This window comes from Pseudomonas sp. NBRC 111124 (assembly GCF_001320245.1).
Taxonomy (GTDB): Bacteria; Pseudomonadota; Gammaproteobacteria; order Pseudomonadales; family Pseudomonadaceae; genus Aquipseudomonas.
On sequence record NZ_BCBA01000001.1, the window covers coordinates 91,593 to 104,174 of the forward strand.

Consider the following 12,582-nt stretch of genomic DNA (forward strand, 5'->3'; position numbering starts at 1 on the left):
GAACTGACTGTGCAGTGCGCTGAAGGTTTACTTCAGCTGCGCCAAGGGAAAGGGTTGCTTACGGTGACGACAAAGATCTCACCTGTACTATGGGCTTAAAAAAGTACGCGCTTGAAGGCTTCGGCCGCCAGATGAACCTGCACTGCCCAATCACCGGCAGCATCGTTGCCTGCGTCATCGGAGATGTACTTCAGGCACAGCAGCGGGATGCCCTCATCAAGGGCGATCCGGGCCAGTACGTAGGCCTCCATGTCGACCACGTCGTACGGGGCTTCGACATGCCCAGTCTCAAAACTGTCGCCGCTGCCGCATATGCCCAACGGCACGCCGGACTGTACCAGCCCGTGCTCAAGCACGACCGGTATGTGCGAAAGGGGTGTCTCGTAGCGGGCAAAACCCAGTGGTGTCACGTCCATGTCGCGCTGCACAAAGCGGTTGCAGCACACCACCTCGCCCTTGCCGTAGCGTTGGCTGCCTGCCGACCCGAGGTTAACGATCAAGCGCGGGCGCTGGCGCTGCAGCGCCCTGGTCAGCGCAATAGCAGCGTTTACCTTGCCAATGCCCGTGAACACCAGATTGCAGCCAATGAAGGCGCTCCCCGCCTCGGCTTCCAGGGCGAAAACAAAGAGTATGTCGGTCAGAGGGATGTCATGCAGCGTGATGGGCGTGATCATGGCGCGGGTCCGGGCTGGCTGGCGAAATGCGCAGCCATTTTCAGCGAAACCCGAAGGAATGCAAGTCGATGATTTCAGGCGGCGCTGCTGGCAGCTGTGCATGACCCTTGGCGCAATACCTGGTCGATCACCTGGCGCTGCGCCTGCGCAGGGCTCAAGCCATTGTCACGGGCTTCGCGCAGGCAGGCCAGCTGCTTGTCGGCACTGTTACCCTCCCGCAGGATCTGCCGCGCGTGGCTGAAGGCGCGCTCGGCGTCCATGCTGTCCACTGGATACTGAGCTTCGAGCTGAGCCAACCAGCCCTCAGCCGTGACCGGCAGTTGCCCATCAATGCCGATGAATTCGGCATGTCGGCCATGGCGCTGGGCGCGCCAGTAGTTTTCCTGAGTGACCCAGCGAAGCTCTCGATTGGTCGGGGCCCAAGGCTGACGATGCGCCAGTGCATGCTCCACCAGGTGCCGTAACAATGCGGCGATGCACAACCCGTCCTCAAGGTTGGGGCAGGCATCGCAGATGCGCAACTCCACGGTCGGATAGCGGCGCGAGGGCCTGATCGCCCACCAGAAATCGCCATCCTCTGCCATCGAACCTGTGCGCTGCAACAACGCCCGATAACGCTCGTAGGCTGCCCAGTCGGCCAACGGTTCGGGTAGCCCCATGTGCGGCCACTCGCCACAGATTACCCGCCGGTAACTCATGTAGCCGGTTTCCTGGCCCTCCCACAGCGGCGACGAGGCACTCAATGCCAGAAAAAGCGGTAACCAGTCCACGACTCGGTTGATCAGCTGCATCCGGTCGCACCCCCCAGGCACGCCCACATGTACATGCAGGCCATTGAGCAGCGACCGGCGCGCAACGTGCCGGTAATCGTCAAATACCTGCCGGTAATGCGCCGAAGGCCTGGCTTTCTGCTTCAACCACGGCGCATTAGGGTGACTGGCAGCGCCGTACAGGCCAACGCCCTCTGCTGCCAGGGCTTGCTGCAGGCGTTGACGGCTCAGGGTAAAAAACTCGCGGGCTTCCCAGGTTGAGGTGAACACCGGTGACACCACTTCTACCTGGCTGCGAAACATCTCTTCGGCGAAGTGTTTGCCCAACACTTCGCGGCAGCGCCGCATGACGGTCAATGACGGCGTCACCTGCACCCGGCCACTGGCGAGGTCCACCAGCAAGTACTCTTCTTCGATGCCGAACGTACAGGGCAGCGTCATGGTTTTATCTATTGCGAGTGACGGTCAGCGCGACTGCGGCAATGCGCTCGACCCGCTCATACCCTGCTTCGTCCAATTGTTCACCGAACACGTCGGGATCGATCTCTCGATAGCTCCACGACCAGTGCGGGCCGGCAAGCCGTAACCGAATGGCCTCGAGCAGCGCATCACGGCCGTCGATGATGGCCACGCCGGTATACAACAGCAACGTGCCATGGGCGCTTAGGCGTTCGCGCGCCTGATCAACGATGCGCAGCGACAGTTCGGCACCCAGCGAGCCGCCGCCGTGGCGATAGGTTCTTTGCCCGGCATCGAGCATGTACGGCGGGTTCGCTACGATCAGGTCGAAAGTACCCGTTATCCCGTCGAGCAGGTCGCTGGACTGCGCAGAAAGATTGCTCACGCCAGCCAAGGCGGCGTTGATAGCGGTATAGCGTAGCGCCAAGGGGTTGATGTCGACGGCACTGACCTGCGCATGCCGCACGGCCCGGGCGATCACCAAAGCGCCCACACCACTGCCGCAGCCGATGTCGACCGCATGCTGGACACGCGTATGGCTGCGCTGCAAGTGGTCATGAATGACCTGCGCAAAGCGGTAACTGTCGGGGCCAAAGAACACCGCATCGCTGGCTTCGGTCGGATAAGCGGAATGCACCAGAAGCAGCTCATCCAGGCTGGAAAAGCGTACCTTGCTGCGTAGCAAGCCTTCTGTTTCGCTCAGTAGCTGTGCCTGTCGCAGCTGCTGCAATTCGTCAGCTGATAACAAAGAAGGCGCAAAGGGCCGGCTCCAGCCAAATACGTCGCGCAGTGTCGTAGCCCGCTCAGCACAGCTGCGTGCATTGTTGCGGCTGTGGGTGGCAGGTGTCACGCAGGTAAAGTGGTAGCCGTCGGCGCGCAACCGTTTACCAAGTTGCAGCAGCGCTTCATCAGCGCCCATGTGTTGTGGGGCTGGCATCATCAATCGAACGCCTCCTGAGTGAGGCCAGTGGCGCGCAAATAGGCACGGGTGGCCAGCAGCCCGTCCGGGGACGCATGGCGATTGCCAAGCATGCGCTCGATCAGTGAAGCGATGTTCTGATCGACGGGTAACGGGGCCAGTGGTGTGTCCATGCCTGACTGCGGTTCCCAGCTGCCGGGTTGCACGCGGCGCAGCGGAGCTTGCCAGTCTGCGGCTATCCAGTCATGCCAGAGCTGCTTTTCGTACGCTGTAAATACGCCGAACATCGGCGCGGTGGGCCCTTCGATCACCTTCCACCAGCGACTTTGGGTGGGGTCCTCGCCGCGCTTGATCCAGCCCTGCTCGCACATCGCATCGATAAAGGCTGGCATCGCGCCCGGCTCGGCGAGCCATTGGTTGATCGTGCGCTTTTGCAGGCGGCAACGATCGGCATGCATGAAGCGACCGAACAGGCTTTTTTGTTCCAAAGCGGCAATCAGCTGCGCATGCAGATCGAAGCTGGCGATGAGGCTTGGCGTGTCGATACCCAAATTATTGAGGCGATAGCCTCGGCGCACGCGCGCATAGAATTGTGCTTCATCACCTGCAGGGCACAGTTGATGCACAGCTTGAATCGACTTTTGCGCATGGCCGCTGGCAGCATTGTCGATGGTCACATGCAACTGGAAATAATGGCCATCGATGCCAAGCTCCGCCAGCTCATAGGTAGTGATCAGCAGGTGCAGTGGCGGTTGTTCATAACCCAGGTTGTAGCCGATTACCTCGGGCAGATAACGCTCACTGTGCTGCCCCAAGGCAAGTTGCAACGCACCTTGTAGATAGCGCTCGTCATCCAGCAGAGACGAGTGTGCCCCCAGGCGGCTCAGCAAACGCTGGTAGATCAGCACGTGATTGCATCGGGGGTCGCCGTTACCCAGCTCTTCCAGATAGGTCTGAATCAACCCGTGATAGCGTGGGTCCGCCCAATGCTGCAAGGTGCCCTGCAGCCAGGCGCCATCCACACCTTTTGTTGGCGCAACCTGCTGCAGGAACCACATCGCTTGGGAGCGGTTGTTGAAATAGTAACGCGGTGCACCTTGCTGGCGGGCTCGAAGATACGCCGCGTAGTCACTCGCCACCTGGTCAGTGTGCTGTGCACTCCAGGCATTCAACTGAGCGGGTGTGTCCGGCAAGTCGTCCGGCAATTGGTCGGCGCGTGCGAGCTGCATTTCCAGCCATTGAGCAGCTGAGGGATCATGCCCCTCAATCATGGCCTGATAACGGTTTAGCAGGCAGTCCGCCGTCGCAGAACCGGCAGCTGCGGCAAGGGTGCGGGTCATGACCGTCATGCCATGCTCCTTATGCAATCATTGGCTTTTATTTTCTTGCGGCATCGGCTCAGGATCCGGGGCAGGTTGCGGCGCTGGTTTTTCATCATGCTGCTGCATCTGCACCGAGGCCTTGTTTGACGCGTTGTCCTTGCCAGGGTGGTTATTGTCACGATCAAAGCACCCGCCAAGCAGTGTAAGGCTGCCAAGCAAGGCGATCAGCGGCTTCAGGCGCATGGGACCTCCCAGTTCATCCAACCGCGGTGCCAGGTCGCCCCAGCACCGCGTACACTCACTTACGAACGGCCGCCCTTGCGGCTCGAATCGCTGCTGCTGCGCCCGCTGCCCGAGCTTTGGCCGCCGCCGGAGCTTTGCCCACCTTTGCGCCCGGCTTCGGATGCTTTTTCCCGGTCATTGGCGAAGTTGCCTGGGTTCTTGTTGCCACCCTGGCTGCCGCTGCGGCTGTTTTCTTTGCTGGCCATGGTCTCTAACCTCTTGTGGCTTTCGAAGTGTGCACGGCGCTGCGCCGTACATAAGGTCGGAGTTCGGCAATATCGGAGGATTCGCTTTATTACGAAGGGTTCGGACCGGCGGCATTAAATAAGCAGCGGCGAGATATTTGGTGCGCCAGTGGATGGCGGCCAGCGGCTGTAAAGCCGCACCAGCGCGTAGGACATCGCGACTTTCAAGGCTAGCCGCCCTACCCAGCGCTGGCGGGTGATTCTTTACCTGGATGTGAAGTCTTCAGGCCTGCAGCAGCGCGCTCAGGTCCAGACCCGATGCGGCCATCGGCGGGCACCAGTAATAACCGCCGGTCAGCGGCCGGCTGAAGCGGTACAGACCATCGATGATGCCGTCTTCCAGGCCGCTCATGCGCCGCAGTTGCACCTCGAACGCATCGAGGCTGTGACCCAGGGCGATGAACGCCAGGCCTGCACCACGGCTATCCGTCCATGCAACCGAACGGCGGACCATGAAGGCTTCCGGCTCGAAGCTCTCCTGGGCGGTACGCTTGACGTGGGCCGACGCTGGCGCGTCGTCGAGCTCTTCGTTGTCGCTCAGGCGACGGCCGATGATGTTGTCCTGGTCGGCCTGGGGCAGCGACTTGAAATACTCCAGGTCGTGCTTCCACAGCTGGAAGGCGGCAAAGCTGGAACCGGCCAGGCCCGGCTGCCCACCAGCGACAATGGCTGCGTCCACAGCGTCCTGGTCCACCGGGTTCTCGGTGCCGTCTTCGTAGCCAGTGAGGTCATGGCCACCCCGGTGCAGGAAGCCATCGACGCTATCAGCCAGGCGCATTGCCGGGGCCAGTACTTGCTCCAGTGCCTGGGCCTGGAGCAACAGGTCGCCACGTTCGTTGCCACGCAACCACAGCCACAGGGCGTGCTGGGTGCTAGGGTTTTCCACGGCGGCATCGAGCTGCGGGAACGCGCGCAGGCCAGGTATGTCGCGACCAAGCGCTCTTACCAACGGCGCACCGATACCGACGATGAGGTTCTGGCCATCCACCAGCGGCAGCAGGGCATCCAGTACAGCAGGCAGCGCCTCGGGCAACTGCACGGCGAAGAACAGGTGACGGGCGTGGGCCGGCACGGGGGTGGCAAGCAGACCTTGCTGGAACGGCATGAAAGGCTAATCCTCGGCAAAAAGCGGAATGCTACTGCGCCCAGGCGCCTATCGCAACGCGGCATGCAGGCGCGGTGCGCCAAGGCTTGGCGGTAATCCAGTAACAAACAGTTACCAAGTACTGGCGTATTGCAATTAGCCAGCCCGCAGGGCCTGCCTAGACTGCTTGCATCCTTTGCCCGAGTACCTGCCCATGACCGCCTCCCCCTTGCTCACTGCATTCCTCCCCTTGGCGTTGGGCATCATCATGCTCGGCCTCGGTTTGTCTCTGACGCTGGCCGATTTCGCCCGCGTGGTGAAATACCCGAAACCGGTGGTGATCGGCCTGTGCTGCCAGATCCTGCTGTTGCCGCTGGTGTGCTTCCTGATCGCCAATGGTTTTGGGCTGGAATCGGCGCTGGCGGTCGGCCTGATGCTGCTGGCGGCTTCCCCGGGTGGCACCACCGCCAACCTGTTCAGCCACCTGGCCCACGGTGATGTGGCGCTGAATATCACCCTGACAGCGGTCAACTCGCTGATCGCGATCCTGACCATGCCACTGCTGGTGAACCTGTCCCTGGCCTGGTTCATGGCCTCAGACCAGGCCATCCCGCTGCAATTTGCCAAGGTCATGCAGGTGTTCGCCATCGTCCTGCTGCCCGTGGCTTTGGGCATGCTGATCCGCCATTGGGTACCGCGCTTTGCCGCACGCATGGAGAAGCCGATGAAGCTGGTGGCAGCGCTATTCCTGGCATTCACCATCGTTCTGGCCTTGGCCAAGGACTGGCATACCGTCGTCGAATATGCACCGCTGGTGGGCCTGGCCGCCTTGCTGTTCAACCTGATCAGCCTCGCGCTCGGCTACTGGGTGCCCCGCTTGCTAAGCATCCCCAAGCGCCAGGCGATCGCCATCGGCATGGAAATCGGCATCCACAACGGTACCCTGGCCATCGCCCTGGCGCTGAGCCCATCGCTGCTGAACAACCCCACCATGGCTGTGCCGGCTGCGCTTTACAGCCTGATCATGTTCTTCACGGCGGCAGGGTTCGGTTGGTGGGTCAGCCGCGGTCGCGTGGCAACCGCGCCTGCAACTGGCGTTTGAGCACCTTCAGCGGTGGCGCGTAGAAGAAGCCGAACGAGACGCTGCCCGTGCGCCCCTTCACGGCATGGTGCAGCTGATGAGCACGGTGCAGGCGCTTGAGGTAACGGTTGACCGGCCGCATCTTGCGCGGCCAATGCCGGTGAAAGAAACCGTCATGGGCCAGCACGTACAGCACGCCGTACCCGGCCACGCCTGCGCCCACCCACTGCAGCGGCGCATGGCCGGCCTTGCCCAGGGCGACCAATGCCGTGGCAATCAGGCCCAGCGCCACCAGGTACAGGTCGTTGGTTTCCAGCATGCCCAGCTGCGGCTCATGGTGCGAGCGGTGCAGCCACCAGCCCCAGCCATGCATGATGTACTTGTGAGCCAGCGTGCCGACACCTTCCATGGCCACCAGGGTGCCGAGCAGCACGGCGAGATTGAACAGCATGTAACGGTCCGGGGTGTGGCGGAGAATGGCGCAAGGGTAACGATTACCCAGGTTTTTTTCCATGACGTCGTGACCGGCTGTAGGATGTGATCCAGGTACGCAGCCTGATGCTGCACAGCGAGGACTTGGCCAACCCGGCGTGCCTTGAGATGCATGCTGAACTGCTTGGCAACCCACACGCCCCGGCGCAACTGGAGCGCCTTGAGCAATCCCCGCGTTGCATGCGACCGACTACTGCCCTTACCTGAAAGGAGCACACAATGCGCATTCGCCCTGCTCTGCTGGCTGACATCACTCAGCTGATGGCAATCGAGCAGTCAGCCGCTCAGGCGTTCCTGCAGCTCCCGGAGCTGGCCTGGTTGGCCAGCGCCGAGGGGCTGGATGAAAAAGCCCACGAAGCCTTCATTGCTGCCAATGGCAGCTGGTTGGCCGAGGATAATCAGGGGGAGGCGCTGGGGTTTGTGTGCCTGAGCCTGGAAGGTCAGGCGCTGCATGTTCACGAGCTTTCGGTACGGTCGCAGTCCCAGGGCCAGGGGATCGGCAGGCAGTTGCTGGATCAGGCTTGTGCCGTGGCGGGGCAATGGGGTGCCGTGGAACTGACCTTGACCACCTTTGCCCAAGTGCACTGGAATGGCCCGTTCTATGCCAGGTACGGCTTCGAGGTGCTCGCTGAACCGCAACTGGGGGCAAGGTTGCAGGGCATTCTGGCAACAGAGCGCGCCCATGGCTTGTCAGGGCGCTGCGCCATGCGCCTGCCGCTGGTGTGACCGCTCACTCGGCATTCACCGTCAGTTTGGCTGCCACCGTGTAACCGTCACGGCCCTGCCGCTTGGCCTGGTACAGCGCAGCGTCGGCCGACGCCATCAGGCTTTCCGTTGTGCAGGCATCACGCGTTGGGTGACCAACGGCGATCCCGGCACTGACCGATACCAGCCCCAAAGGGCTACCGGCGTGGGGGATCGCGTGGCGGCGCAGCAACTGCATGATCTCTTCCACGACCAGTTCCGCGCCGGCGGCATCGGTATCGGGCAACAGCACGGTGAACTCTTCACCGCCATAGCGCACGGCCAGGTCCGCCGGCCGCTTCAATGCTTGCTGCATGATCTCGGCAAAGCGGCGCAGGCATTGGTCACCCGCCAGGTGGCCATAGCGGTCGTTGTACAGTTTGAAGTAATCCAGATCGAGCATCACCAGCGCCAGTGGGTAGCCCTGGCGGCGCGCCCGTTTGAGCTCGGCTTCGAACACCGCATCCAGCCGCCGGCGATTGCCCAGCCCGGTCAAGCTGTCGGTCAGAGCCAACGACTTGAGGGTCTGATGCGCCTGGTGCAACGCCCGCTCGATGGCGATACGCTCGCGCAACTGGCGCAACACCACCCAGCCGAACGCAGCCAGACCGACCAACATCAGCAGCAGTACCGTGACCGACTTGATCACATCATGGCGCCACGGGGCGATGATCGACTCGCGTGACAACCCCGCCTCTACCACCAAGGGGTAGCTTGTCAGTGCCCGGTAGGCATAAAGACGCGGAGTACCATCGACAACCGCCACCGCATCGGCCAGGCCTTCGGCGGCGTAAGGCAGGTGATTGCGGAACACCTCGCTGTTGGCCAGGCTGCGTCCGACCACCTGTTCCACGAACGGCCGACGGACAAGGATGGTGCCATCGCGCTTGGCCAATACCAGTGCGCCTCGTTCGTCTATCTTGAAATCGCCGTAATAGCGGACGAACCAGTCCACCTTGATGGTGCCAAGCATGACCCCGGCAAAGCTGCCATCGGGGTTATCCAGCCGGCGCGAGATGGGGATGATCAGGTCGCCGGTGGTTCGGCTGCGCACCACCGAGCCGATTTGCACGCTGCGATCGGTATGTGTGCGGTGGTAGATGAAGTAATCGCGGTCGCCATTGTTGGCCTTTGGCGGTATCGCGGCGCGATCCGTCACGATCCAGCTACCGTCCGGAGCAAAGACGAACAGGCCGTGCAGCTGCGGCATGATGGCCCTCTGCTGAGCCAGTAATGCATGCAGCCGAGGGCGGTTCAGGTGGTCGAAACCGTCACCTTCGATGCGCTCGGTCAGTGCTGCGGTAATCGCGTCTACCTGGCGAATGGCATCTTCGGCGTGCTGGCTGGTGGCCCTGGCGAGGTTGGTGACCATGTTCTCGGCATTGGCGAACGCGTGCCGATAGTCGCGCCAGGTACGCCAGCCCTCGACCAGCACGAATGCCAGCATCGCCACGGCCATGAACGACAGCACCAGGCGGAACAAGGCCACTGCTCGCCCCTCGCCGTTCGCCGTGAACAGCCCGTCCTCGTCCTGCTTTCTGGCTGCAACCATGGAAGTCCTTGCCCTCAAGCGTATGCCACCTATGACTATAGTTCAGCGCCCGGGTGCCTTTCGATGAACGACCGGCGCCTAGAAAAACGAAACCTTTGCCCGTGATCGCTGCTCAACCGTACGCGACACTGAGGTCGCGCCAACGGTTATGAGGAGTCAGGCATGAGCAATCTGTTCATCAAACGCGCTGGGTTGTCCCTGGTACTGGGCATGGCATCGTTGCAGGCAATGGCCGCCACCTCCGACGATTTTGTCGAGGCCGCCACCGAATCCGGCATCGCCGAGGTGGTCACCGGTAATTTGGCCCTTGAAAAAAGCCAGAACGCCGAGATCAAGACATTTGCCCAGCAGATGGTCACCGACCACACCGCGGCTAACCAGAAGCTCGGCGACATTGCCCGCAAACTGGACATCAGCGTGCCGGACGAAGCGGCGCTGACCGATAAAGTGAAGAAGATGATCCTCGAATGGCGCGACGAGTCGTTCGACAAATCCTATGTCAACAACCAGGTTGACGCCCACGAAAAAGCCGTGGAGCTGTTCAAGAAAGAAGCAGCGTCTTCCGACAAGCCGGAGCTGAAAGCCTTTGCCAGCGAAACCCTGCCAAAGCTTGAACACCATCTGGAGCAGGCCAAGGCACTGCAGGCCACCCACGGCAAGTGACCGCCCTATGACACGAGGCCACACATGACTAACGATGCATTGCGAAGCGAAATCCTCACCCGCCTGCTGCACGCTCACCCGCAAGGGTTGGGCAAGGAGCTACTGGACAACTACCGCGGCGAGAAAGCCGTGGCCGGCATGCTCAAGACGCTGCAGGAACACGGCCTGATCCAGGATGGCGCCGTGGCGGTCGATAATGACCACCAGATCAGCCTGAACTACCCGATCAAGCTGTCTTCGGCGGGGGTCGAGGCGGCCAAGCAAGTGGAGGGTTAAGGCTCAACCGCCCCATCGCCCGAAGAGCGGCGATGGGGCGGGTTGAATCATTGGCCCTTGTTGGTTTTTTCAACGTCCCGTGGGGGCTTCGCTGGCCCTTGCGGGTCAACTTGCGGGTCGCTCAGGTCCGGGGAATCGGGGTCAAAACCCAGCTCGCCCTTCTTGTTTGCATGGTCCGACGAGTGTGGGCCCTGCTGATGCTGTTCTGGCTTGTTCATTATTCGCTCTCCCAAGGAATGTCTATGGAAGAACGCGCCTGCATCAGGAAGTTTTATTCAATTGCCAGCTTGCTGCGCCCTGAGTGCCTGTAGCGCTTCATCGCGCTTGATCAGTTCGTCCTGCAAGAGCTGCAACTGCCTGCCTTGCTCCGTACAGATGGCACGGTTTTCTTCCAGGCTCTGAGTTTGTACTTGCAATTGCCGACGCATTTCGTCGCTGGCGCCCTGCGCCTGCGCCAGGATGGTCCGCAATCCCTGGATCTGCGCGTCGCGCTGTTCGAGTAGCTCATCCTTGACCTTGCATTGACTGGTGGCCTGGCGGTGCTCGCCGAGCATACGCTCGTTGTCGCGGTGCAGGCGGGTCAGTTCGTCCTGCTTGACGATCATGCCTTGCTGCAACTGGCGCAGCTCCACCTGCAGCTGCTGGGTCTGTGCCTCATGCCGGCGCTGATCCTGCTCGCGCTGTTCGCGACTGGCAGTGCGGTAATGCTCCAGCGCATCTCGGGCATGGCGGTGCTTGTCTTCCAGCGAGCGCACCTGCTCTTCCTTGTCGGCGAGGCGCACCTGTAATTCACCCAAAGACTGATTGAGGCTTGCGCTGCGCAACTGCTCGGTCTGTAGCGAATTCTGCGTGGTCACCAAGCGCTCCGATTCGGCAGCCAGCGCAGCTGCCTGGATCTCTTGTTGCTGGTGCGCGGCGGCCAGCGCCTGCTGCGCCAATTGCAACTGCGCTTGCAATTGCTCGCGCTGCTCATTGAACGCGGCTTCGGCCTGTTCGACGCGGGCGTCACCTTCCTCCTGCACCTGGGCAGCCAACTGCGATACCAGCCGGGTCAGTGAATCGCTCAATGCAGCCTGCCCCTGCAGTGCTACAGGCTTGGGCCCCTCAAGCTCCTTCAGGTAGCGATGAATGGTGGTCTTCGAGCCTGTATTACCCAGCTCGATACGTACCGCATCGATGCTGGGGTACTCGCCTCGTGCGATCAGCACCTGCCGCGCCTGCTGCACTACCGCCTTGTTGATACCGCCCCGGGCCATGGTTGCTCCTACGATTTCGTAACATGATACGTACCATGTAAATACGTGGGGATTTTGTTCATTGCCAGGCGATATTTCAAGTGAAATCTAAGGCTTAATAATCACGGCTTATCGCATGTGAAGGACGAAAAAGCGCTCTCTGGGTCGTTGAACGATGACGTCAGTACGGTAGTGAGCCTGCTGTGGCACCTGCTCAGCCGGGGTTCTGTAACAGGCCACGTGGCAATTTGAAGCCTTTGAAGGGTTCTTGGGTGATGGGATTGAAAGCCTTCTCCGCATTTAGCCGGTAGCGCATCACGCCATCGCCTGTCGCGAAGCTCAGGTCAACGCTGGTGGGCGTGCGACCATTCAATGCGCCGCGGCTCAGCAACCGGAACATCGACCATGGCCCCCTGTACTCCAGCCTGCTGCTGTTCGAATGCGATCTGCCAGCGCCAATTGTTCTATCACGTCGCTACGGACCAACGACTGCCCGTGCTGGCCGATTTGCAGAGCCTCGGGGTGGAGGAGCCCGCACAACGAACGGGTACCGCCCGGCCAGGCGCTGCTGAAAGAAGCTGTACACCTCGGCATCCCAGCGCCGCTCAAGCTCGCGAAGGGCTTCGACATACAGCACTTGCGCCGTTTGGTCGGCTATTTTCCTGACCTGGTGGTTGATCGGCTCCGGCAAGCCGCTGGTCAAGCCACAACTGGGCCGTGCCGGCCTGGCTCGAACTGGCGCATCTTCCAGCAGAAGACCGTGCGCCTATACGTCTATCGCTTT

General features: G+C 61.4%; 15 protein-coding genes and 2 pseudogenes. 5 read left to right on the plus strand and 12 right to left on the minus strand.

What is annotated here, in order from left to right; all coding sequences use genetic code 11:
- Positions 1-95: 95 nt before the first annotated feature.
- From APH28_RS00390 to APH28_RS00420, 7 genes and pseudogenes are all read right to left on the minus strand, one after another.
- Positions 96-674 carry a nucleosidase gene (locus APH28_RS00390; protein ID WP_060507148.1) on the minus strand — a complete coding sequence of 193 codons (579 nt, stop codon included), beginning with the start codon at positions 672-674 and terminating at the stop codon, positions 96-98.
- A gap of 74 nt (positions 675-748) precedes the next feature.
- Positions 749-1,885 carry a carboxylate-amine ligase gene (locus APH28_RS00395; protein WP_060507067.1) on the minus strand — a complete coding sequence of 379 codons (1,137 nt, stop codon included), beginning with the start codon at positions 1,883-1,885 and terminating at the stop codon, positions 749-751.
- Positions 1,886-1,889: 4 nt separating this feature from the next.
- A complete protein-coding gene (locus APH28_RS00400) occupies positions 1,890-2,843 on the minus strand; it encodes a class I SAM-dependent methyltransferase (RefSeq protein ID WP_060507068.1) in 954 nt (317 codons plus the stop codon).
- Entirely contained in the window at positions 2,843-4,171 is a 1,329-nt protein-coding gene (locus APH28_RS00405; protein WP_060507069.1) for an iron-containing redox enzyme family protein, read from the minus strand. Before APH28_RS00405 ends, APH28_RS00400 begins: the two co-directional genes overlap by 1 nt.
- 18 nt (positions 4,172-4,189) lie before the next feature.
- Positions 4,190-4,387, minus strand: a complete 198-nt coding sequence (locus APH28_RS00410; RefSeq protein WP_060507070.1) for a hypothetical protein — start codon at positions 4,385-4,387, stop codon at positions 4,190-4,192.
- A gap of 59 nt (positions 4,388-4,446) precedes the next feature.
- A pseudogene (locus tag APH28_RS00415) lies at positions 4,447-4,587 on the minus strand (KGG domain-containing protein); the annotation flags it as partial.
- A 307-nt stretch (positions 4,588-4,894) separates the two neighbouring features.
- Positions 4,895-5,776 carry a Dyp-type peroxidase gene (locus APH28_RS00420; protein ID WP_060507072.1) on the minus strand — a complete coding sequence of 294 codons (882 nt, stop codon included), beginning with the start codon at positions 5,774-5,776 and terminating at the stop codon, positions 4,895-4,897.
- A gap of 193 nt (positions 5,777-5,969) precedes the next feature.
- Between APH28_RS00420 and APH28_RS00425 the strand changes: the two genes are divergently transcribed.
- Positions 5,970-6,857, plus strand: a complete 888-nt coding sequence (locus APH28_RS00425; protein ID WP_060507073.1) for a bile acid:sodium symporter family protein — start codon at positions 5,970-5,972, stop codon at positions 6,855-6,857.
- Here the strand turns inward: APH28_RS00425 and APH28_RS00430 are convergent.
- Positions 6,814-7,287, minus strand: coding sequence for a sterol desaturase family protein (locus APH28_RS00430; protein ID WP_060507149.1), 474 nt, complete (start codon positions 7,285-7,287; stop codon positions 6,814-6,816). The two genes, APH28_RS00425 and APH28_RS00430, sit on opposite strands and share 44 nt — an antisense overlap.
- An 86-nt stretch (positions 7,288-7,373) precedes the next feature.
- Here APH28_RS00430 and APH28_RS29370 point away from each other — a divergent pair, with 86 nt between their 5' ends.
- Together APH28_RS29370 and APH28_RS00435 are read left to right on the plus strand one after the other, a co-directional pair.
- Positions 7,374-7,535 (plus strand): hypothetical protein, encoded by a 162-nt coding sequence (locus tag APH28_RS29370; RefSeq protein ID WP_156340846.1) that lies wholly within the window; start codon positions 7,374-7,376, stop codon positions 7,533-7,535.
- A 12-nt stretch (positions 7,536-7,547) separates the two neighbouring features.
- Positions 7,548-8,054, plus strand: a complete 507-nt coding sequence (locus APH28_RS00435; RefSeq protein ID WP_060507074.1) for a GNAT family N-acetyltransferase — start codon at positions 7,548-7,550, stop codon at positions 8,052-8,054.
- A 4-nt stretch (positions 8,055-8,058) separates the two neighbouring features.
- On the opposite strand, the gene APH28_RS00440 is transcribed toward APH28_RS00435, so the two are convergent.
- Complete coding sequence (locus APH28_RS00440) at positions 8,059-9,624, minus strand: sensor domain-containing diguanylate cyclase (RefSeq protein WP_060507075.1); 1,566 nt, start codon at positions 9,622-9,624, stop codon at positions 8,059-8,061.
- A gap of 162 nt (positions 9,625-9,786) precedes the next feature.
- Here APH28_RS00440 and APH28_RS00445 point away from each other — a divergent pair, with 162 nt between their 5' ends.
- Positions 9,787-10,287 carry a DUF4142 domain-containing protein gene (locus tag APH28_RS00445; RefSeq protein WP_060507076.1) on the plus strand — a complete coding sequence of 167 codons (501 nt, stop codon included), beginning with the start codon at positions 9,787-9,789 and terminating at the stop codon, positions 10,285-10,287.
- Between the two features lie 24 nt (positions 10,288-10,311).
- Positions 10,312-10,563, plus strand: coding sequence for a hypothetical protein (locus APH28_RS00450; RefSeq protein WP_060507077.1), 252 nt, complete (start codon positions 10,312-10,314; stop codon positions 10,561-10,563).
- Between the two features lie 47 nt (positions 10,564-10,610).
- Here APH28_RS00450 and APH28_RS29035 read toward each other — a convergent pair whose 3' ends face one another.
- The 3 genes and pseudogenes from APH28_RS29035 to APH28_RS27680 all read right to left on the minus strand — a co-directional run.
- Positions 10,611-10,781 (minus strand): DUF6021 family protein, encoded by a 171-nt coding sequence (locus APH28_RS29035; RefSeq protein ID WP_256248211.1) that lies wholly within the window; start codon positions 10,779-10,781, stop codon positions 10,611-10,613.
- Positions 10,782-10,838: 57 nt separating this feature from the next.
- Positions 10,839-11,819: a DNA-binding protein gene (locus APH28_RS00455; protein WP_060507078.1), complete on the minus strand. Its 981-nt coding sequence runs from the start codon at positions 11,817-11,819 to the stop codon at positions 10,839-10,841.
- A 193-nt stretch (positions 11,820-12,012) separates the two neighbouring features.
- Positions 12,013-12,501, minus strand: a pseudogene (locus APH28_RS27680) (type VI secretion IcmF C-terminal domain-containing protein); the annotation flags it as partial.
- Positions 12,502-12,582 lie beyond the last annotated feature (81 nt).

Bases quoted from the DNA above. Each gene is read 5' to 3' on its own strand.
- APH28_RS00435 (WP_060507074.1), top strand. From the start codon at position 7,548: ATGCGCATTCGCCCTGCTCTGCTGGCTGACATCACTCAGCTGATGGCA.
- APH28_RS00395 (WP_060507067.1), bottom strand. From the start codon at position 1,885: ATGACGCTGCCCTGTACGTTCGGCATCGAAGAAGAGTACTTGCTGGTG.
- APH28_RS00455 (WP_060507078.1), bottom strand. From the start codon at position 11,819: ATGGCCCGGGGCGGTATCAACAAGGCGGTAGTGCAGCAGGCGCGGCAG.
- APH28_RS00390 (WP_060507148.1), bottom strand. From the start codon at position 674: ATGATCACGCCCATCACGCTGCATGACATCCCTCTGACCGACATACTC.
- APH28_RS00410 (WP_060507070.1), bottom strand. From the start codon at position 4,387: ATGCGCCTGAAGCCGCTGATCGCCTTGCTTGGCAGCCTTACACTGCTT.
- APH28_RS29035 (WP_256248211.1), bottom strand. From the start codon at position 10,781: ATGAACAAGCCAGAACAGCATCAGCAGGGCCCACACTCGTCGGACCAT.
- APH28_RS00450 (WP_060507077.1), top strand. From the start codon at position 10,312: ATGACTAACGATGCATTGCGAAGCGAAATCCTCACCCGCCTGCTGCAC.
- APH28_RS00445 (WP_060507076.1), top strand. From the start codon at position 9,787: ATGAGCAATCTGTTCATCAAACGCGCTGGGTTGTCCCTGGTACTGGGC.
- APH28_RS00440 (WP_060507075.1), bottom strand. From the start codon at position 9,624: ATGGTTGCAGCCAGAAAGCAGGACGAGGACGGGCTGTTCACGGCGAAC.
- APH28_RS00400 (WP_060507068.1), bottom strand. From the start codon at position 2,843: ATGATGCCAGCCCCACAACACATGGGCGCTGATGAAGCGCTGCTGCAA.
- APH28_RS00405 (WP_060507069.1), bottom strand. From the start codon at position 4,171: ATGACGGTCATGACCCGCACCCTTGCCGCAGCTGCCGGTTCTGCGACG.
- APH28_RS00425 (WP_060507073.1), top strand. From the start codon at position 5,970: ATGACCGCCTCCCCCTTGCTCACTGCATTCCTCCCCTTGGCGTTGGGC.
- APH28_RS00420 (WP_060507072.1), bottom strand. From the start codon at position 5,776: ATGCCGTTCCAGCAAGGTCTGCTTGCCACCCCCGTGCCGGCCCACGCC.
- APH28_RS00430 (WP_060507149.1), bottom strand. From the start codon at position 7,287: ATGCTGTTCAATCTCGCCGTGCTGCTCGGCACCCTGGTGGCCATGGAA.